Source organism: Streptomyces sp. NPDC050121 (genome assembly GCF_044460385.1).
In the GTDB taxonomy this organism is placed as follows: Bacteria; Actinomycetota; Actinomycetes; order Streptomycetales; family Streptomycetaceae; genus Streptomyces; species Streptomyces soliscabiei.
Genome location: NZ_JBITJV010000003.1, coordinates 1 through 20,085, shown reverse-complemented (window position 1 = coordinate 20,085; position 20,085 = coordinate 1). Strand labels below are relative to the sequence as shown.

Sequence of the window (20,085 nt, the reverse complement as noted above, 5' to 3'; positions counted from 1 at the left end):
TGGAGCACGTCGTGGGAAGGGAGGGTGTGCCGGGACTCACCAGTCCCGGCACACCGAGGGAATGGCGTTCCGTCACATGTCAGGCGCCGCGGTCAGGCTGGCCATCCGCTCCACCGTGACCGGGTCGGCGGCTCCGCTGTAGACGCGCACCTCGTCGATGGCCCCGGCGAAGTACTCGCTGTCTCCGAGCAGGGATCGGCCCACCTGCAGACCGCCGGTGGCGGACCAAAGGGTGTCGTCCGTGCCGTAGGCGCCGGCCACGAGCTCGCCCTCGACGTACAGGCGAAGGGAGTTGGCGAAGGCGTCGTAGACCACCGCCAGATGCTGACCGGAGCCACCGGTATCGGGGAGTTCGTGGTCGTTGGTGAAGGTGACGAATTCCGGGGCTGCCACGTCGGCCTTGGCCACGGCCAACTCCCACTGTCCGGTGGCCGCCTGGTAACGCACCTGAACGCGGTTGGCGTTGGCCCCCGGCAGAGACAGCACCGTCTGCGACTTCTCCGCCTCCAGAGTGGTGAGCTGGGCGCGGGCAGTCACGGTGAAGCTGGTGTTGCCGGTGACCGGGGCGGTGGCGGTTGACGCGTAGTCGCCGTCGCCGTCCAGGAGCAGGTTGCCGTCACCCACCAAGGCCGCGTTGTCGAACACGTCGGCAGGCCGGTAGATCGCCGCATTGCCGGACAGCGTCAGCGCCTGACCGCCGCCCGTCTCGGCAGAGGCGCCGCTACTCGCGTCGTCGAGCTGCCAGTAACCCTTGCGCTCCGGCTTGACGGTCATCAGCTCGACGACCTGGGCGGCCGGCAGGACGCGGTCGAAGACACGGACCTCGGCCAGGTCGCCGGTGAAGTTGTCGCGATAGCCGCTCTTGGCCGTGGTACGGCCGATCTGCAGCGGACCGTACGACTTCCACGTGGAAAGACGCTGGCTGACGCCCTTCAGGTCCTTGTTGATGTAGAGCTGGAGCTGCGGCCCACCGCTCTTCTGCGCGTCGTACACGCCGGTCAGCAGCACCCACTGGTCCTTGACCACGGAGACGCCGGTGGAGACGGCTTTCCATTCGCCGAGTGAGGTCACGTCGTTGACCGGTACGGAGAACTTCCAGGTCCGCGCGACCGTGTCGTAGCCGAGGGTGAAGCCGGGCTCGCCGGTGCCGTCCTGGCTGATCACCGTCATGTTCTTGTCCAGTGCGGTGGGTCGCACCCACGCGCTGACACTGAAGCTCTTGGTGGTGTCGAGGACGGTCTCGCCGGTGTCGAGGTAGGACTGGGCGGTGCCGTCGAAGCGGGCAGCTCGGTCGGCCTTGCCGCCCGGCCCGTCGACGCCGAACGTGACAGCGGTGCCGGCGGTCGCCGAGAACTCGCCGCTCTCGTCGTGGGCCTCGACGTCACCCGCCTCGTCAGCGAGGTTCCACTGGGCGCGGACCGGGTCACCCTCACTCACCAGGAAGTCGTAGTAGTTCTCGCTGGAGTGCGCCGCCTTGTCGACCGCAAGCACCCGCAACACGTGCCGCCCGGACCGGGTAGGCATCCACTGCGTGGAGACCGAGCCTCCCCCAGAGGCCGGGGTGAGTGTGGCCAGGGCTGCACCGTCGAAGGAGTACTGGTACTTGACGACGTCGGTGTCCGGGATGGAGTCGTTCGGGTTGGGCGCGAAGGTGAAGGTGCCGTACGTGCCCACACCGTCGTGGTAGACGGTGTCGGACGGATACTGCTTGGACAGCACGTTCGGCTTGCCGGGCCACGTCTTGTCGTAGACGAACTCGCAGCGCTGCGTGCCTTCCGAGCTCCATGGGCCGTAGCCGTCCCCGTCGTAGGCGCGTGCGCTCCAATAGATGGGGGTGTTCTGCGGGATCGACGACTTCACGGTGTGCGTGAACTTGGTTGCTGCCGTCGGGGAAAGCCAGTCCGGGGTGGTGTACGTGTACGAGCCTCCGCTCCACTCGACCTTGAACTCGACCTTCACCTTGTCGGTCTGGCCGTTGCCATGGTCGGGGTCGCTCGCGATGGCCTGCAGCTTCGGCGGCGCGTCGGTGTACGTACGGCTCGCGCCCCACTTGCACAGCCCGCCGGGGTCGGTGGACATGTCGGAGGTCTTGATCTGGCGCGGCAGGGAGTTGTACTTGACCGACAGGTAGGCGTTGCCGCAGATCCGCTTCCACTCCGCGAAGCGGGACTCGTCGGCCGCCCGCAGACCGAGCGTCATCGCGTTCCAGCCACCCGCGGCGGCCGTCCTGATCTCGCTCGTCAGCTCGCCGCTCGCACCGCTCTCGAAGTGCAGGTTGGCCTGGCTGGAGCAGGAGGTCGGGGAGATCGCCTTGTCGACGGTCTGCAGATAGTCGTCCCAGTCGTCCGACGTGTTCGACCAGTTGCTGGACGACGAGAGCGAGTAGTTCTGCCCGCCGATCCGGTACAGCTGGATCGGCTCGGCGGTCGGGGAGGCGCTGTAGATGTGCTCGACCCGCGCGGAGAAGGTCGCGCCCAGGATCTGCTTCCCCTTGTAGAAGGACAGCGGCATCGTGAACATCACGCGGCGCACGCCGACTCCGTTGCAGGAGACCGGGTTGTAGTCGGTGGGGCACTTGCCGGCGCCCGCGCTGCCCGAGTACTTCCAGTCCTGCTGGCTCGGCATCCCCGACATCACGCCCGTCCACGCCGTACGCGAAGTGGTGCGCTGGATCGGGTCGATGACGACCGGGAAGACGGTGTTCGCTCCTTTGAGGAGATTCTGGTCGGGGATCAGGCTCAGCTTGTCCCTGCTCACCTCCACCTCGAGCGGCGCCACGCGTCCACCGCCGCCCGGCCCCTCCAGGGAGGGCTCGACGAGCTGATCGGCCTCAGGGCCCGGGGTAGCGGCCATGGTGGCCGTGGTGGTGTCGTCCGCGCCGGCTGCCGCCGCCTTCAGCGCCTTCGCGACGGCTTGGGGGCCCTGCTCCTGGGTGGCGGACTCCTCCGCTGCGGCCGAGTCCCACATCGATGGCCTGCCCGCCTGGAAGACCGTCCCGCCTACCGCAGCGTCCTCAGCGAGGATCGCCCCGGAGGCATCCTCCGCGACCTTCAGGCCGTCAGTGGTCATGCCCAGATCGAGGCGGGCCAGCCTCGGGTCGGCGGCCGCCTGGGGCGTCTTGACGACCAGCAGGTGACCGAAGCCGTCGGCCTCGGCGCGCACGGTCAGATCGACGCCGGGCAGGGCGTCGACGTAGGTAGCCGTGTCCCCGTCGATCGTCGGCGCGGGCAGCTCGCCGTAAGGCCAGGTCAAGGCAAACTCGCGGCCCGCCCGCTGCATCGCCACGAAAGGCTTGCCCGCCGCGCCCGAGGAGACGTCCAGGTCCACGGTGGCGGCCTTCGGCCCCCAGCTCCCGTCCGCCCGCTTCACCAGCCTGGCATCGACGTCCACCCACTTCCCGGCCTGGACCGTGCGCACCGGCTCGGTGTACTCGCGGGCCGTGAAGGTGCCGTCGGGCTCGGCGAAGACATCCCTGCGCTCGGTACGCAGGCCCACGACTTCCGTCTGCTCGCCGCTTTCCTTCGCCGCGGCCATCGCCTGCTGCTCGGTCACCATCGGCTGATCGGCGACAGTCTGCGCCTGATCCCGTGCCGAGCTGCCACCGTTGGCGGGGAGAGCCGCAACCCCGGCCACCAGCGCGCCGGTGACGGCCGCCGCAGCGGTGGCGCGAAACACCAGGCCCCGCCGTGTCGATCTGGGTCTGGCTGGGGACACGCGTCCACTCTCCGCTCGGCTCGTGTCTGTCTGCGAAGTCGGTTCGCCGGAAGGCCCTTTCGGATGGGCGGCGCGTGGTCGACGAGGACTCATCGGACCGCCGCCCCGAAGGCGACGCCACCCGCGGGAATACCGCCCTCACCGGGCTTCCACGTCTGCGTCGGAGCACCGCCCGAGGCCGCATTCCACGGGAAGCCGTGCACCGCCCGCCCGTCGACCGGGCCGTACGGCAGGCCCACGTACAGCAGCGACGGACTGGCACCGAGGCTGATCCCCGCGTACGTCCGGGCCGCGGGACCGGAAGGGATGCCGCTGCCGGGCTCGATCCAGGCGTCCGACGCTCCAGGCGCTCCGATCAGCGGAAAGATCTGGACACCGCCCGCCTCCGGAGCCTCCTGCGTCGATTCCTCGCCGGGCACGCCCACAGCGAGGCGCATCGTGGTCGCCGTACCCACCGCATTGGTCGTGGTGTTCACGGCAGCGAGCTGCTGGCCGAAAAAGTCACCGGGTTCGGCCTTCTCCTCGACGCCTTCGGTGTTCTGGTCGATCCAGTTGAGCAGGACGACCGTGCCGTCCGCCTTCATGTGGTAGACGTGCACCGCCCCGGCGTCGACCGTGGTGTCGAGGTCCTCCCCCGGCACCCCTACAGCGAGGATGGAGTCAGTGGCGGTGGTCGCTCCCGACGGACGGTAGGGAGCCATCGCAAGGGCGGAGCCGTACCGGTCGTCCGTCTGTGCCGCAGCGTTGGACGTTCCCGTACGGCCCTGCCCCATGCCGTAGAGCGGATTCGGGACGCCGTCCGTGTTGAGCGACGGCTGGAGTGCCTGAATGCCGCCCGCGAAGGCGACCGTCCCGATGCTCTCGCCGGGGGCGCCGACCACGAAGTACCGGCCCGTGGCGGCGACCGAGGCGCCGAAGCGGTCGTACGCCTCCGCGTCCTCCCACATCCCGGGGCTGTTCTGGTGGAACGAAGTCACAGCCGGAGTAACCCCGTACGCGTACGCCGCGAGCCCCATGTCCGTGAGCCCCGAGCTGTCCTCCCCCGGGACCCCGATGACGAGGAACGGCACACCGGTGGACGACACACCGCCGGCGACCGAGTAGCCCACCCAGTCCTCGGCCTCGTAGGCGTCGGCCATGTTGCCGTCGGCTCCCTGGCGGAAGCCGAGCGAACCCGTGGTTCCCTGGCCGATGCCGGCCGGCGAGCCGTAGATGAGCTGCACGAGACCGGCGTCCTGGACCGACGCGATGTCCTCGTACGGCATTCCGACAGCGATGTCACTGCAGCCGTCGAGGTTGGCGTCGTACACGGCGAGCGAGAAGCCGAACTGGTCGCCTGCCTCGGCGGCGTCGGAGACGTTCGGGGTGTCCTGGGAGAGGGTCGTCACGCCCTTGCCGCCGCCGAGGACGATCTGGATCGCGCCCGCGCCCTCCTGGCCCGACACCGTCGCCTGCGGGTCCGCTATCGCCGTGTCGCGTACGCCGTCGCCGTTGAAGTCGGAGTCCACTCCGCCGGTGCATCCGGCCGCGTACGCGGAAGTCGAAGGACCAATTCCGCATGCACCTGACATGAGAAGTGCCGCCGATATGACACCTGCAGCTCTACGTCGCCTACCGGTCCCCCGACCAGCCCCCCGATCAGCCCTCAAGCCCATCCCCGCCCCGAACACCAAAAGTCACCGCCCCCGAACGGTCAGTTAAACGACCTCGATCCTTTACCGGCTTTTGATTTCGCACCATGCGCATATATCCGGCACCGACACATTCGACAGGTCACGTTTCCATCACAGAACACCCTCACCCCTCGCCGAACATCCCGCAACGCACCGTTATGCCCCAACACCCCGTCCCACACCTTCGGTTGAACTTCTCTTGACCCGCACGGAAACCCACAGGTTTCACATACGATCCACAACACCGCCAAACAAGATCATCTGAATGATCACTGCTGTTCAACACCCTTGGGGGGGACCAGAGTTATGGCTGGAAAGAGGCGTGCCGAATACGGCCGGAGACGGTTCATACGACTGGCCGGGGGCACTGCCGCGGGGGCGGCGGCCGTGGGGGGCGGCGCCGTCACCGCGATGGCCACCGGTGTCTTCGAGTCACCCACGCCGACCGACCCGTTCGTCAACATGCCGCGGTCGATCGCGCTGAGCCTGCCGTCCGGCACAGGCGGGGAGACGCTCCCCGTGCCGCCGCTGCCGGACCCGTTAGAGGGCGGCAGCGTCAGCGCGCCGAGTCCCGGCACGCGCATCCCGTACACGGGCGGCACGCCGACCGAGACCGACGTCCCGACCACTCTGCCGTTCGAGTTCAAGAAGGCCGGCTACCAGATCGTCCCGGATCTGCCGGAGGCCCTGCGGCCGTGGCGCAACCGGCCCACGACCTGGGCGAACGCGAACCTCTCCGCGGGGACCTACCACCTCAACGCCGACGGCGTGTACATGAAGTACACGGAGAGCGGGAAGTCCTACGACCACCCCGTGGGGCAGATCCAGTTCGGCCTCGGCTGCCTCACCAGCTACCGCGTCGAGAACGACCCGACCCGCAAGGCCGTGTTCCTCCAGCGCGCCAAGGCCCAGGCCGACCGGCTGATCGCCAAGCGCGTCGAGACCCGCGGCGCCTGGTACTTCCCGTACCCCTTCGACTTCACCCACGCCGAGCACAGCGGTGTCGTCTACAAGGCGCCCTGGTACTCCGGCATGGCCCAGGGCGAGTCGATCAGCCTCTTCGCCCAGCTCGCCGCACTGGAGGACGGGCTCAGCGCGGAGGAGCGCGCCCGGTACAAGTCGGCCGCCGACGGCGCCTTCGCCTCACTGCTGCGCGCCGACAACAACAACCCGTGGGTGGTGAACAAGGACAAGGCGGGCTACCTCTGGATCCAGGAGTACCCGTTCAAGACTCCCGGCACGGGCGACTACACCTACAACGGCATGATCTTCGCCATGTTCGGCATCTGGGACTACTTCCGGCTGACCGGCAACGAGCTCGCCGCCCAGCTGTACGACGGCGCCTGCACGACGATCTCCCGGTACTTCACGCTGCTGCGCAACCCGCGCTGGTTCTCGTACTACTGCCAGACGCACCGGATCCCGGCGCACACGTATCACCACCACCACATCGCGCTGTGGCAGCAACTGCACTGGCACACCAACAGCACAGTCTTCGCACACCAGTTGGACATGCTGATCGAGGACGTCCCGCCGGGCGTGAAGTCGGGCTCGGCGATCGCCATCGCCGCCGGCACGCACACCCTGTACAAGCTCGACACCGACGCCGACGGCAGCTGGGACAAGGCCAGGGCGGACAAGATCCTCAGCTCGAAGAAGGTCGTCTTCGCGCGGGCCACGCAGGCGCCGATCGACGTGCGCCGGCGCATCCAGGGCGCGGGCATCTGGTACCGGATCAGCGCCGGAGCGTACAAGGGCTACTGGGTCGGCGAGTCCTACCCGAAGGTATTCCTGCGCGGTGAGCACATCACCGTCAGCTACCGGGTGGCCCGCACCCTCACCATCGCGGCGAACACCTCCGTCGAGGCGATCGACTACGGCACCAACGGCGTGGCCGGCACGCTCAAGACGCTGAAGTACTCCGAGGCGCACACCCTCCAGTTCGACCGCAGGGCGGTCGTCAACGGGCGGACCATGGTGCGGATCGCCTCGGAGGAGCTCGCCGGGTACTGGATTCCGGCCACCCAGGTCACCACCGACGGACACTGATCGCACCGGTCTGCAGGCAGGGGCCGCCCGCGTCGTGCGGGCGGCCCCTCCCCGTATGCTCGCCAGGCGTAGCCAGACACCGGAAGGCGGAGAAGTGAACTACAGGGTCCAGCCCAGCGCCCAGGTCGACGCCAGTGCGGAGATCGGCGACGGCAGCAGTGTGTGGGACCTCGCGCAGATCCGGGAGGGCGCGCGGCTCGGTGCGGGCTGTGTGGTCGGGCGTGGGGCGTACGTCGGGTCCGGTGTGCGGATGGGCGACAACTGCAAGCTGCAGAACTACGCGCTCGTCTACGAGCCGGCCGAGCTCGGTGACGGCGTCTTCATCGGCCCCGCCGTGGTCCTCACCAACGACCACAACCCGCGCTCCGTGGATCCCGAGGGCAAGCAGAAGCGGGGCGGCGACTGGGAGGCCGTCGGTGTGAAGATCGCCGACGGGGCGTCCATCGGGGCGCGCTCGGTGTGTGTCGCGCCGATCACCATCGGCCGTTGGGCGATGGTCGCCGCGGGGGCCGTCGTCACCAAGGACGTGCCGGACTTCGCGCTGGTCGTGGGTGTTCCGGCCCGTCGCGTCGGATGGGTCGGGCACGCCGGTGTGCGGCTGGTCGAACGGGACGGCGAGCCGGGGGTGTGGGAGTGCCCGCAGACCGGTTCCCTGTATGAGGAGAAGGACGGGGCTCTCGTCGAGCGCGCCCTGTAGGGGCTATCTCCGTAGTCACCTCCGTAGTCACCTCGGCGGCCGCCCCGGTAGCCGCCCCGGCAGTAGCCCCGGTAGCCGCCCGAGTTGACCCGGTTTCCACCCGCGTAAACGTAAGATTCACGAAATCGTTATGCGAGCGAGTCGAAGCCCGAAAGCCGTGTTCTGACCACGGCCTGACCACGGCATGGACACGACTCCCTCACCGCGGGGCAACCCACCACGGACCTGGTGCGTCCAACGCTCTGCCTACCATTTCCTTGCCCGTTTCTTTTGCTCAGTCGCCCCACAGTCCAGAAGCTCACAAGCCCGCCCCCCAGAAGAAGAGTGCTCTGTGAAAGTCATCAGCATCGTCGGTGCCCGTCCTCAGTTGGTGAAGCTCGCGCCCATCGCGGCGGCGTTCGCCGAGACCGAGCACGAGCACGTCATCGTGCACACCGGGCAGCACTACGACGCCGACCTCTCCGACGTCTTCTTCTCGGGACTCGGCATCCCCGACCCCGACGTCCACCTCGGCGTCGGCTCCGGCAGCCACGGCGTGCAGACCGGCGCCGTCCTCTCCGCGCTCGACCCGGTCCTCGAGCGTGAGCGACCCGACTGGGTGCTCGTCTACGGCGACACCAACTCCACCATCGCCGGCGCGCTGTCCGCGGTGAAGATGCACCTGCCCGTGGCGCACCTGGAGGCGGGCCTGCGCTCCTTCAACCGGCGGATGCCGGAGGAGCACAACCGCGTCCTCACCGACCACAGCGCCGACCTGCTGCTCGCGCCCACCGAGGAGGCCGTGCGCCACCTCGCGAGCGAGGGCCTCGCCGACCGCACCCGCCTGGCCGGCGACGTGATGGTCGACATCTGCCTGCGCATCCGCGACCAGGTCCGGGCCGGCGAGTTCGCCGCGCCGGAGCTGCCCGAGGGCATCGACCCGGCGAAGCCGTTCCTGCTGGCGACCCTGCACCGCCCGGACAACACCGACGACCCCGAGCGGCTCGCCGCGATCGTCGACTCGCTCGCCAAGCTGCCGGTGCCGGTGGCGCTCGCCGCCCACCCGCGGCTGGTCGCCCGCGCCGAGGAGCACGGCATCGACCTGTCCCAGGGCAACCTGCACGTCGGCCGCCCGCTGCCGTACGCGAGCCTGGTCGCCGCCGTGCTGGCCTCGGTCGGCGTGGTCACGGACTCCGGCGGTCTGCAGAAGGAGGCGTTCCTGCTGGAGCGCATCTGCACCACGATCCGCCCGGAGACGGAGTGGGTGGAAACCGTGAACACCGGCTGGAACGTCCTTGTACCCGACCCGCACACGCTGTCGCCCCAGGAGTGGGCCGAGACCGTGACCCGTGCCGTGCCGACCGACGACCCCGGCACGCCGTACGGCGACGGCCGCGCGGCGCAGAACGTCGTCCGTCTCATGGAGGAATGGAAGGGGGGCAGCCGGCCCGCATGACATGAAGCAGCGGAACCGGGGCCGTCCACGGCCGCCTTCGGGCGGCCCTGCGCGCGCCACGGTCCGTGCATGTCAGCGTGCTAGCGTCAACCGCTATGTCATCGTCTCCCCCGTCCGGGCCGCCTGCGGAAGGCAAGCGACCGCACGTCATCTACCTCGCCATCGGCTTCCCGCCGGCCGCCAAGAGCTCCACGTACCGGATGCGGGAGACCGCCAACCAGTTCGTGAAGGCGGGCTGGGACGTCACGGTCGTCAACATCGCCCGGGAGTCCTGGGAACTCGACTCGGGCATCGACCTCTCCCTGCTGGAGCAGGTCGACCCCCAGGTGAAGATCGTCGAACTGCCGCTGGCCCGCGAGGACCTCGAGACGGACATCCGCCTCTTCGACGAGGCGCGTGCCCTGGACCCCAACGGCTGGGTCGCCAAGCTGCGCCGCCGCCAGACCGAGACGTTCCCGGAGCCCAACTTCGGTGAGTGGCGCGGCGACCTGGAGCAGGCCGTGCTGCGCATCCACAAGGAGCACCCGGCGGACCTGCTGCTCGCCTCCTGCGTGCCGTACGTGAACCTCGCCGCGGCCTGGAAGCTGTGGGAGGACGCGAAGGTGCCGTACGCGGTGGACTTCCGCGACGGCTGGTCCATCGACGTCATCGACGGCGTCGAGGCCTTCGCCCGCGACTCGGCGGAGGGTCTGTGGGAGCAGAAGATCCTCGACCACGCGGTGTCCCTGTGGGTCGTCAACGACCCGATCGCCGAGCATTACCGCAAGCGCTACCCCGAGTTCGCGAGCCGGGTGCACGTCGTGCGCAACGGCTACGACGCCGACAGCTCGCCGGGCCGGGCGCACAACCCGGACCCCGGCGCCGGTCTGGTCTTCGGCTACCTCGGCACGGTCAACTTCACCGTGCCGCACCTGGAGACGGTGCTGAACGCCTGGCGGGCCGCCCGGGAGAAGGAACCGCTGCTGGCGAACGCGCGCTTCGAGCTGCGCGGCCACCTCGGCAACGGCGCCACCCGCGGTGCGAACCGGCACGCCGAGGTCTTCAAGGAGGCCGAGGCCGACGGCGTCGTCTTCGGCGGTCCCGCCGCCAAGGCCGAGGTCTCCTCGATCTACGCCGGCTGGGACGCGATGGTGCTGATCCTCATCGGCGGCCGGTACGTCACCTCGGGCAAGGTGTACGAGTACATGGCGACCGGCCTGCCGATCGTGTCGGCGCACGCCGCCGAGCACGACGCCTCCAACGTGCTGCGAGGTCACCCGCTGTGGACGGGCGCCCCCGGCATCGACGAGGCGGGCCTGACCGAGTCGTTCATCAAGGCCGCCCACATGGCGGTGGAGACGACCGACGAGGAGCACGCCGAGGCGATGGCCCACGCCGACCAGTTCACTCGTGAGGCGCTGATGTCCGTCGCCGTCAAGAACCTTGTCGAGGAGCTCGCCAAGTGACCGAAGTCCTGCTCGTGGCGTACGTACGGCCGCAGCTCGGCGTGCTCGCCGACGCGGTGCGCAAGTTCAACGCCCAGGGCGCGCGCGTGCACCTGGCGGGCATGTTCGACCTGGAGGCCGAGGGTCTCCCCGAGGAACTCGCCAAGGTCGGGCTCGCCAGTACGCACCAGCTGCCGCGCACCCTGAAGCACCGCAGCCAGGCGGTCCGCCGCCGGCTCGGCAAGGCCCCGCGCGGCCTGCGCAACTGGACGCAGATCAAAAGCGACCGGTGGCTGCGCTCGCACGGCCGCAAGGCCGATGTGCTCGTCGCCCTGGACGTGGCGACCGTGTACACGGTGTGGCGGCTCGCCGAGTACAACCGCACCGCGGCGGCCAAGTTCGGTCTCGCGCCCGCGCTGAAGGCCGTCGAGGAACTGCAGGCGCAGGGCGGCGTCACGGAGCGCCGCTCCTCGGTCCTGCCGCCGCTGCACGCGGTGACCCGTGGCATGAAGCGCAAGGTCGACCAGCTGCCCGCGCAGATCGTGCGGACGGCGACCCCGCGGCCGCTGATGCGGTCCGGCGTCGGCGCCCGGCTGTGGCGCTCGGCGGTGACCGCGCCCGGCATGCCCGTCAGGGTGCGGGCCGCGACCTCACGGTATGTCGCCGAGGGCATGCAGTGGGCGGGCCGCACCAGCGGCGCCGCGCTCACCCTGGCGGACGCCGCCGCGAAGATCCCCGACCTCCAGATGCGGGCGGACCTCTACTACGAGGGCTGCATGCAGGAGCTGAGGAAGGGCATCAGCCCCCGGTACCTGGGCAAGGCGGTCACGGCCCAGCTCGCGAACGCCGACTCGCTCTTCGCCAAGGGCAGCACCGACGACTCGGCCGAGGCGATCAACCGCGCCCTGTTCCTGCACTTCCACCGGGTGCTGCACATCGACCAGCTGTCGTCGCCGCTGGCCAAGGACGCCGAGGGCTTCGTGGCCCCGCTGCACCGCTCCAAGGCGTTCCAGGCGCTGAGCCGCCCCCGCGGCCGCAAGGTGCCGGCCGCGGCCGCCCCCACCGACCGCCCGCTGCGGCTGCTGGTGACGACGAGCGCCAACGACAACTTCCTGCACCTGATCAAGGAGCACTTCGCCGACCACCCCGGCGTCGAGCTGCGGTACCTCGACCTGGCGGCGAACAAGCACCTGAAGCGGATCTCCTGGGCGGCCCCGCGCATGCTCAAGGACCGGCTGGCCGACGGCACGAGCGACTACCAGGAAGAGGTCGAGCGTCTGATGCGCCCGCACCTCGACTGGGCCGACACCGTCTTCCTGGAGTGGGCGGCGGGCCCGGCCGGCATGCTCACCTCGATCGACCCGGGCGACACCCGGATCGTGGTGCGCCTGCACAGCTACGAGGCGTTCACGCGCTGGCCGCACATGACGGACTTCTCCCGGATCGACGATCTGATCTTCGTCGCCCCGCACGTGAAGGACCTCACCGCGACGCTCGTGCCGATGCTGCGCGGCGAGCACGCTCCGAAGTTCCACCTCATCGACAACGCCATGGACCTGTCGGGCTTCAACCGGACGAAGCCGGCCGAGGCCCGCTTCAACCTCGGTCTGGTCGGCATCAGCCAGGTCGCCAAGGACCCCAAGTGGGCTTTGGACGTCCTGGAGCGGGTCCGCAAGCACGACGAGCGCTACCGGCTGCTGCTGGTCGGCGGCGACATGGACCCGAAGACCAGCCAGGCCACCCGGCTGTACCTGAACGAGTTCGAGGAGCTGCTGGCCCCGCTGGAGGAGTCCGGCGCGGTGGTCCGGCTCGGCCCGACGGACGACGTCCCGTCCAAGCTCGTCGAGATCGGTACGATCCTCAGCTCGTCGGTGCGTGAGGGCTGCCACGTCGGTCTGATGGAGGGCGCGGCCAGCGGCGCCGTCCCCGTCGTCCGCGACTGGCCGTTCTACGCGGGCAAGCCCAACAGCGCCCGCACCCTCTACCCCGAGGGCTGGGTCGTGTCCTCGCCCGCCGAGGCGGCCGAGCGGATCCTGAAGGTCACGGCCACGGAGGAGTCCTGGCGCGGTGCGGGCAAGCTCGCCACCGAGCACGCGCTGACGGTGTGGGACTGGCCCGTGGTGCAGAAGCACTTCGAGAAGCTGTTCATCGAGGACAACTGACGACGATCAGCGACCGGTTGTACGAGGAAGGGCCCCCGGGAACATCCCGGGGGCCCTTCCTCGCTTGTTTCCTGGCGTCTGCGGCAGCGGCGGCTACGGGTGCCGCAGTCGCCACCCCGCCCACGCCGACTCCACCATCTCCCGTACGCCGTGCCGTGCGCTCCAGCCGAGTTCCTCGCGGATGAGGTCGGCGGAGGCCACGACCCGGGCCGGGTCGCCGGGGCGGCGGCCGGTCACGCTCGGCTCGGCGTCCGTGCGGCCGGTGACGTCCCGGATGACGTCGATCATCTCGGTCACCGAAACGCCCTCGCCGCGGCCGATGTTGAGGACCAGCCGGGTCTCGGGGTCGGCGGCCAGCCGGCGCACGGCGGCGACGTGCGCGGAGGCGATGTCCTCGACGTGGATGTAGTCGCGGACGCAGGTACCGTCGGGCGTCGGGTAGTCGGCGCCGAAGATCCGCGGCGCCTCCCCCGCGTCGAGGCGTTCGAAGACCATCGGGACGAGGTTGAAGACGCCGTCGTCGCCCAGTTCGGGCGTGGCCGCGCCCGCCACGTTGAAGTAGCGCAGCGAGGCCGTCGCGATGCCGTGCCGGGCGCCGGCCGCCGCGACCAGCCACTCGCCGGCGAGCTTGGTCTCGCCGTAGGGGTTGATGGGCGCGCAGGGCGTCTTCTCGGTGACGAGGTCGACGTCCGGCATGCCGTACACGGCGGCGGACGAGGAGAACAGGAACCGGCCGATCCCCGCGGCGACGGCCGCCTCGAGCAGCACCCGCATGCCCTCGACGTTCTCGCGGTAGTAGTACAGCGGCCGGTCCACGGACTCGGCCACCTGCTTCTTGCCCGCGATGTGCACGATGCCGGTCACGGCGTGCTCGCGCAGCACCCGCGCCACGACGTCGCCGTCGAGGACCGTGCCGACCTCCAGCACGACGCCGTCCGGGAGCCGCTCGGCGCGGCCCGTGCTCAGGTCGTCGAGGACGACGACCCGCTCACCTGCGTCGGTCATCGCCTTCACCACATGCGAGCCGATGAAACCGGCACCGCCCGTGATCAGCCAGGTCATGGGAAACCTTTCTGCACCAGGGCCCCGCCCCGGGATACGGGGGCGGGGCCACGGGGTTGTTCTCGTGACTGCGCCTCAGCCGCCGATGACGACGCGGCGGACGCCCTTCCAGGCCTCCGGGTCCGTGGTACGGCGACCGTCGACCAGGACGGTGACGTCCGGCAGGTCGGCCGGGGTCAGCGTGCGGTACTCGGCGTGGTCGGCCTGCAGGATCGCCGCGGTGACCTTCTCGCCGGCGTGCGGGGTCAGACCGTGCGCGGCGAGCTCCTCATCGGTGTACATCGGGTCCGAGACGAACGGGACCGCGCCACGCGCCTTGAGGGCCTCGACGGTCGGGAAAACACCCGAGAAGGCCGTCTCCTTCACTCCACCGCGGTAGGCGGCGCCCAGCACGAGCACGCCCACGCCGGTCAGGTCGCCGTAGGCGGCGGCCAGCAGGTCGACCGCGTACTCGGGCATCGCGGCGTTCGCCTCACGGGCGGAGCGCACGACGGTCGCCGCCGGGTCGTTCCACAGGTACATCCGCGGGTAGATCGGGATGCAGTGGCCGCCGACGGCGATGCCCGGCTGGTGGATGTGGCTGTAGGGCTGCGAGTTGCAGGCCTCGATGACCTTCTTGACGTCGATGTCGTTCTGGTCGGCGAAGCGCGCGAACTGGTTCGCCAGACCGATGTTGACGTCCCGGTAGGTCGTCTCGGCCAGCTTGGCGAGCTCGGAGGCCTCGGCGGTGCCCAGGTCCCACACGCCGTTGGCCTGCGGCAGGTCGGCGCGCTCGTCGAAGTCGAGGACCTGCTCGTAGAACTCCACACCGCGGGCCGTCGACGCCTCGTCGATGCCGCCCACCAGCTTGGGGTAGCGGCGCAGGTCGGCGAAGACCCGGCCGGTCAGGACGCGCTCCGGGGAGAACACCAGGTGGAAGTCCTCGCCGGCGGTCAGACCCGAGCCCTCGGCGAGCATCGGCGCCCAGCGGGTGCGGGTGGTGCCGACCGGCAGCGTGGTCTCGTACGAGACGAGGGTGCCGGGCTTGAGGCCCTGGGCGATCGCCTTCGTCGCGGAGTCCATCCAGCCGAAGTCCGGTGTGCCCTCGGCGTCCACGAACAGCGGGACGACCACGACGACGGCCTCGGACTCGGCGACCGCGGACGCGGTGTCCGTGGTCGCGCTCAGCAGCCCGGCGTCGACGGCCTGCTTCAGCTTGACGTCCAGGTCGTGCTCACCGGGGAACGGCTCGACGCCGGCGTTGACCAGCTCGACGACCTTCTCGTTGACGTCCGCGCCGATGACCCGGTGGCCCTTGGAGGCGAACTGCACGGCCAGCGGGAGGCCAATTTTGCCGAGTGCTACTACACAGATGTTCATGGAGGGTCGCTACTTCCTTTTGGAACCGGTCGGCTTCTTGAAACCGGCGGACTTCAACTTTCTGACGCCGACCGCTCGCACGCGGACGGCCAGGGACTTCAACTTCTCGACGGGAGCTGCCAGCGCCCGCAGGACCAGGGTCCTCTTCGGCGGATGCATCTGGGCCGTGTCGATCACGACCCGCCCCTTGTCGTTCACGATGGCCGACGCCCGGTAGGGGTCCCCCTCCCGGCCCCACTGGCGGGCCAGCGGCATGGGCAGATCCTGGCCCCGCACGGGGACCTCGTACGTGGCGCCGGCCACGTCCAGGTATACCCGCACGCCCCGCTTGGCGGTGACGTGGTCCAGCGGAACCCGGGCGTGCAGCACCGTGCCGGCGCCGTCCGCTCCGGGCTCCGACCGTATCTCGCCCACCGGCGCGGGCAGTCCGTGGTCCGCCTTCAGCCGGCGCGCCCCGGGCTTGTCCGCCGACTTCGGCATGGCCTTCCCCGCCAGCCGCAGCGCCGCGCCGTCGACGTCGCCGACGACCTGCACCCGCACGGACACCGCGTAGGTGAGCGCCTCGCCCTGCTGCTCCCAGGCCGAGGTCAGCAGCCGGGTGCCCTTCGCGAGCGGGGCGGCCACCGACTCGTCGAGCACCTCGAAGACCCGGTCGGCCAGGCCGATGCGCGGGTCACGGAAGCCGGGGTAGCGGGCGTGGGCGCGGCCGCCCTCCACGACGAACGTGGGCGCCCCGTCGTCCAGCTCCGAGCTGATCGCCTCGACGAGCTCGTCGATCGCGCCGGCCTGCGCCAGCGCGATGCGCACCCGCCGCTTGACGTCCATCGCGTCACGGATGCCGTCGGTGAAGTAGACGTCGGCGAGCCGCGCGATGCCCGCGCAGAGCTGGCTCTGCACCTCGCGCTCCAGGTCGGGGAAGTCGTCCTGGACGAGCTTGGCGAGCTCCCAGGTGAAGTGCCGGCGCAGCACGTGGTCGCGCTCGGGGCCCGCCTCGATGAGACCGGCCGTGAAGTCCATGATCTCGGCCGTGGCCCGCAGCCGCGCCAGATGGTCGGCGCGGTAGGTGATGTTGCTGGCGTCGCCCCGCTTGACCGCGTAGTAGCAGGTGTAGTCGGCCACCACCGAGATCTTCTTCGCGCGCACGCACGCCTCGATGGTGAACGGCTGGTCGCTGCCCACCGGCAGGTGCTCGGGGAAGCGCAGCTTGTACTTCTCGACCAGGTCCCGGCGGAACAGCTTGGTGTTGGCCAGGGTGAAGGGCAGCGCGGAGTCGTACAGGCTGACGTCCGGGTCGCTCTCCTTGTACAGCGCCTGGTGCACGTAGCGGCCGTTGGTGCCGACCATCTTGCCGACCACCACGTCCGAGCCGTGCTTGTCGGCGCACTTCACCATGCGCTCCAGGGCTTCCTCGCCGAGGTAGTCGTCGGAGCCGATGAAGTACACGTACCGGCCGGTGGCCACCTCCAGCGCCCGGTTGCTGGGCGCGGCGGGGCCGCCGGAGTTGGGCTGGTGGATCACCTTGACGATGTCCGGGTACAACGCCGCGAAACGGTCCAGCTCGGGCCCGCTGTCGTCGGTGGAGCCGTCGTCGACGGCGACGATCTCCAGCCGCTCCCGGCCGATGCTCTGCCCGACCAGCGAGTTCAGGCACTCGGTCAGGTACGGCATCGTGTTGTAGACGGCAACGATGACGCTGACGTCAGGCGCAGCACTCATTCTCCGGCTCCTGGTCTCCGACAGCCGACGGCCGGCTGGGTCCTGCGGGGAAAGTCTCACAGAACATAGGAGTCCCGCCGAGCACGCACCGTTCCCCCGATGTGTGATGCTCAGCTGCCATCTGCGGCCAGGTCCTCCGGCTGAAGGGACACGCTGTTACCCGTGGTCGCCGACTCGAGCACCGCGGCGGCCACCTCGACGGTGCGCATGCCCTGGCGCAGGGTGCAGATGTCGGCGGGCTTGCCGAGCACCGCGTCCCGGAACAGCTCGTGCTCGACCTGCAGCGGCTCACGCTTGGGGATGGCGTACCGGATCATGTCGCCCTCGGAGACACCGCGGAAGGCCCGCAGGGCCTCCCACTCGGTGGTCACCGCGGCGTTGGAGTGGAACGTGAGGTCGGCGGTGAGGGTGTCGGCGATGAAGCAGCCGCGCTCACCGGTGACCGAGGTGAACCGCTCCTTGAGCGGGCTCAGCCAGTTCACCAGGTGGTTGACCATGGTGTCGTCGTCGAGCCGGCCCACCGCGGAGACCATGTCCTCGTGCTCGCGGCCGCTCTTGGAGACGGTGTGCGCGGCGATGGACACGTACTGGCGGCCGGTGACCCAGCCGGTGAGGTCGATGTCGTGCGTGGCGAGGTCCTTGACCACGCCGACGTCCGCGATGCGGTGCGGGAACGGGCCCTGGCGGCGGGTGACGACCTGGTAGACGTCGCCGAGCTCGCCGGCCTCCAGCCGCGCGCGCAGCGACATCAGCGCCGGGTTGCAGCGCTCGATGTGACCGACGCCGGCCACCAGCGAGCGCGACTCGAACGCCTCGACGAGGCGACGGGCGCCCTGCACGGTCTCCGCGACCGGCTTCTCGATCAGCGCGCAGACGCCGGCCTCGGCGAGCGCCAGGCCGACCTCCTCGTGCAGGTGCGTGGGACAGGCCACGACGGCGTAGTCCACACCGAGGGCGATGAGCTCCTCGACGGTGTCCAGAATCGGCACGCCCTGGGCTGCGCCGAACTTGTCGCCCATCGGGTCGACGACGGCGACGAGCTCGACGCCGTCCAGACCCGCCAGGACGCGGGCGTGGTGACGCCCCATGGAACCGAGGCCGACGAGACCCGCTCGCAGCGACTTCCCGGTGCTCACAGCTGCTCCCCCAGAGCATTGACGGCGGTGACGATGCGCTCCAGGTCCTGCGCCGACAGGGCCGGGTGGACGGGCAGCGACACGACCTCGGCGGCCGCGCGGTCCGTCTCGGGCAGGTCCCAGGTGCGACCCGCCTTCTGGTCCGGCTCCCAGTACGGCTTCAGCCGGTGGATGGGCGTCGGGTAGTACACGGCGTTGCCGATGCCGGCCTCGGTCAGCTTGGCCATGGCGGCGTCGCGGTCACCCTGGATACGCACCGTGTACTGGTGGTAGATGTGCCGGGCGCCCTCGGCGAGCTTCGGCGTGATCACGTTCGGCGCGGTGATGTGCTCGGTGAGGTACGTGGCGTTGGCGATGCGCTGCTCGGTCCAGCCGTCCAGCTTGCGGCGCTGGACGCGGCCGATGGCGGCGGAGACGTCCGTCATGCGCACGTTGGCGCCGACGATCTCGTTGGCGTAGCGCTTCTCCATGCCCTGGTTGCGCAGCAGGCGCAGGGTGCGGGCGGTCTCCGCGTCCCCGGTGGAGATCATGCCGCCCTCGAGGCTGTGCATGTTCTTCGTCGGGTAGAAGCTGAACGTGCCGACGGCGCCGAAGGCGCCGACCGGGGTGCCGTTCAGGGCGGCCGCGTGGGCCTGGCAGGCGTCCTCGACGACGGCGAGGCCGTGCTGCTCGGCGATCGCCATGATCTTGTCCATGGCGGCCGGGTGCCCGTACAGGTGGACTGGCATGATCGCGGCGGTGCGCGGCGACAGGGCCGCCTCGACCGCGGCCGGGTCCAGGCAGTACGTCTGCGGGTCGATGTCGGCGAAGACCACGTCGGCGCCGACCAGCCGCACCGCGTTGGCGGAGGCGGCGAAGGAGAACGACGGCACGATGACCTCGTCGCCCGGGCCGAGACCGAGGGCGAGCAGCGCCAGGTGCAGCGCGGAGGTACCGGAGTTGACCGCGACGCAGTGGCGTCCGCCGACCACGTCCGAGAACTCCTCCTCGAAGGCGGCCACCTCTGGCCCCTGGACGACCATGCCGCTGCGCAGCACGCGCACCGCGGCGTCGATCTCCTCCTCGCCGATCACGGGTTTGGCGGCCGGAATGAACTCATGGGCGTCGGTCATCGACATCCCCTCCTCTACGGCGACCTCGAAGGCGCACCACGTCATGCATGGTCGGGAAGGGACCGTGTCGAAGTGCAGCACGGCCGCATCCCTGGTTGTCCGCCGGTGCCTGTGGGCGGGCGGACGGCTTTGTACACAGGGCCCCGCCCCGTGCGGGTTCCTTGCGGGAAGTCAGCCGTGTCCGGCTGGAAGACCGGATGCGCTCATCGGCTGTGGTCACGGTGTGCATGTCTTTGGCCACCGGGACCAGAGTGCACGTTACCAGCCCGGAGACGGCGATTTTCCCCAGGGTTATCACAGCGGAACCCACCGCGCGGGTGCCCTCCCTCACAAGCGAGACACAGAGTAACTCTCCCATGAACTCAGGGCGACGCGGGCATGTCGGGGCGGTTACGGCACCGGGGGGGGGGGGGGGGGGGGGGGGGGGGGGGGGGGGGGGGGGGCGGCGCGCGCCCCGGGTTGGGGGTGGGCGGGGCCGCGGGCGGCGCGCGGGGGGGGGGCGGGGGGGCCGGGCCGCGGGGCGGGCCCCCCCCCCCCCCCCACGAC

12 protein-coding genes are annotated in these 20,085 nt (G+C 70.0%); 5 read left to right on the top strand and 7 right to left on the bottom strand.

The window, feature by feature from the left end:
- Positions 1-72: 72 nt before the first annotated feature.
- Complete coding sequence (locus tag ACIBTS_RS04940) at positions 73-3,675, bottom strand: LamG domain-containing protein (RefSeq protein ID WP_399316663.1); 3,603 nt, start codon at positions 3,673-3,675, stop codon at positions 73-75.
- A 128-nt stretch (positions 3,676-3,803) separates the two neighbouring features.
- Entirely contained in the window at positions 3,804-5,222 is a 1,419-nt protein-coding gene (locus tag ACIBTS_RS04935; RefSeq protein WP_399316662.1) for a VCBS repeat-containing protein, read from the bottom strand.
- A gap of 576 nt (positions 5,223-5,798) precedes the next feature.
- Here ACIBTS_RS04935 and ACIBTS_RS04930 point away from each other — a divergent pair.
- The 5 genes from ACIBTS_RS04930 (at position 5,799) to ACIBTS_RS04910 (ending at position 13,154) form a co-directional block, all read left to right on the top strand.
- Positions 5,799-7,436, top strand: a complete 1,638-nt coding sequence (locus tag ACIBTS_RS04930; protein WP_399316661.1) for a D-glucuronyl C5-epimerase family protein — start codon at positions 5,799-5,801, stop codon at positions 7,434-7,436.
- Positions 7,437-7,530: 94 nt separating this feature from the next.
- A complete protein-coding gene (locus tag ACIBTS_RS04925; RefSeq protein WP_334579894.1) occupies positions 7,531-8,133 on the top strand; it encodes an acyltransferase in 603 nt (200 codons plus the stop codon).
- A gap of 331 nt (positions 8,134-8,464) precedes the next feature.
- A complete protein-coding gene (gene wecB / locus ACIBTS_RS04920) occupies positions 8,465-9,568 on the top strand; it encodes a non-hydrolyzing UDP-N-acetylglucosamine 2-epimerase (protein WP_399316659.1) in 1,104 nt (367 codons plus the stop codon).
- Between the two features lie 200 nt (positions 9,569-9,768).
- A complete protein-coding gene (locus ACIBTS_RS04915) occupies positions 9,769-11,013 on the top strand; it encodes a glycosyltransferase (RefSeq protein WP_399317176.1) in 1,245 nt (414 codons plus the stop codon).
- A complete protein-coding gene (locus ACIBTS_RS04910) occupies positions 11,010-13,154 on the top strand; it encodes a glycosyltransferase family 1 protein (RefSeq protein WP_399316658.1) in 2,145 nt (714 codons plus the stop codon). The genes ACIBTS_RS04915 and ACIBTS_RS04910 overlap by 4 nt, the downstream gene beginning before the upstream one ends.
- Before the next feature lie 93 nt (positions 13,155-13,247).
- On the opposite strand, the gene galE is transcribed toward ACIBTS_RS04910, so the two are convergent.
- The 5 genes from galE to ACIBTS_RS04885 all read right to left on the bottom strand — a co-directional run bounded on the left by galE (position 13,248) and on the right by ACIBTS_RS04885 (position 19,539).
- Entirely contained in the window at positions 13,248-14,216 is a 969-nt protein-coding gene (galE, locus tag ACIBTS_RS04905; protein WP_319336634.1) for a UDP-glucose 4-epimerase GalE, read from the bottom strand.
- A gap of 75 nt (positions 14,217-14,291) precedes the next feature.
- Positions 14,292-15,575 carry a nucleotide sugar dehydrogenase gene (locus ACIBTS_RS04900; RefSeq protein WP_079662289.1) on the bottom strand — a complete coding sequence of 428 codons (1,284 nt, stop codon included), beginning with the start codon at positions 15,573-15,575 and terminating at the stop codon, positions 14,292-14,294.
- Between the two features lie 9 nt (positions 15,576-15,584).
- Entirely contained in the window at positions 15,585-17,291 is a 1,707-nt protein-coding gene (locus ACIBTS_RS04895; protein WP_399316655.1) for a glycosyltransferase family 2 protein, read from the bottom strand.
- Between the two features lie 110 nt (positions 17,292-17,401).
- Positions 17,402-18,427, bottom strand: coding sequence for a Gfo/Idh/MocA family protein (locus tag ACIBTS_RS04890; RefSeq protein ID WP_399316654.1), 1,026 nt, complete (start codon positions 18,425-18,427; stop codon positions 17,402-17,404).
- The gene (locus ACIBTS_RS04885) at positions 18,424-19,539 is read right to left on the bottom strand and encodes a DegT/DnrJ/EryC1/StrS family aminotransferase (RefSeq protein ID WP_319671813.1); all 1,116 of its coding nucleotides are present in this window, start codon (positions 19,537-19,539) and stop codon (positions 18,424-18,426) included. The genes ACIBTS_RS04890 and ACIBTS_RS04885 overlap by 4 nt, the downstream gene beginning before the upstream one ends.
- Positions 19,540-20,085: the final 546 nt, after the last annotated feature.